The following is a 1,159-nucleotide window of genomic DNA, read 5'->3' on the forward strand; positions in this document are numbered from 1 at the left end:
CAACACAGAGCACCGGCATAGTCGAATTAACTTTGTTACCCCAGAGCAAAGGCACTTAGGTCTGGATGAAGAAATATTATCGAAGAGGGATGAGCTTTATCGCAAGATGAAAAGAAAGAACCAAATAAGGTGGTCAAAAGCTACGCGGAACTGGGAGAAAGTGGGTGACGTTAAGTTGAACCCGGAGAAGGAAAAACAAGCAGCTTAAATGCTCAGGCGACAACTACCTTGAAAAACGCCGCTTAGAGCGCCGCAGATGTAGAAGGTTTAAGTGTTGTAATTATCTAAATCCTCCACAAAGACTAGAAGATGATGAAGAGTTGCGTAAGATTGTCGATTCTACAGTTGTATATTGCACTGCTAGCTCAGGTAAAGGACATGCAGATGATGATAGTGAATCGAATCTTCATTTAGTCAAGTACGTGAAATTTGGATCAGGCTTTGATTGACGGGTAACAGGTGGAACAGGGTAATTAGTAATAGATAAGAGGGCTGTGTGGTTGCCCTCTTATTTTTGATGGTGCAACAAGGTAACTTTGTTAGTGAATGTTCCCGCATAGGTCTTCACTGATTTTTAGATAGTAAAGTCGTTGGGTATCACTACCTAGTCGCGTGTTCTTGCTGTTTTTACCAGCATCTTTTTCAACAATACATTCCGATTTATTTAGAGCGGAGATTATTCTTCGAATAGCGTAGCCTCGACAGCTCATTTCTAAACCTGAACTAGTGAACATCCAAATTCTAGCTGACGTTCCATCATCATTCTTAATTTCTTTCCACCATCCAGCACGTTCATGAACTTTGTCATTGAAGTGGCTGAGATTAGTGAACTTGCTATCTCCATATCGACTGATAAATTTATGTATATTTTTTAGTATTTGACTGACCGCACTAGTGCCGTTTCCCCTGGTGAGCTTCCATTCTTTGAAAAGCATTACTGAAGCGCGAATAGCCGAACCTTCTACCCATGGGAAAATACCAAAATGGGTGGCAAGTTCACCCGCTAACGCTGCAATTATAAATCTATCAGCAGCACGGCTTTCTTGGCCATTCTTACAGGTGACTGAGTTTTTGATGTCTTCAAATCGTTCATGCAACGATTCGACGTCATTCATTTCTAATAACCTGTTTATGAACTCTGGGCCTGCAAATCCGTAGT

At 41.3% G+C, this 1,159-nt stretch carries 1 protein-coding gene and 1 pseudogene; one reads left to right on the forward strand and one right to left on the reverse strand.

Going from position 1 to position 1,159, the window contains the following annotated elements; genetic code table 11:
- A pseudogene (locus A3757_RS27075) lies at positions 1-208 on the forward strand (IS3 family transposase); the annotation flags it as partial.
- 331 nt (positions 209-539) lie between these two features.
- Here A3757_RS27075 and A3757_RS20430 read toward each other — a convergent pair.
- The coding region (locus tag A3757_RS20430; protein WP_231878336.1) for a hypothetical protein at positions 540-1,159 on the reverse strand (620 nt) is incomplete at its 5' end.

The sequence above is a fragment of the Oleiphilus sp. HI0117 genome, from assembly GCF_001635235.1.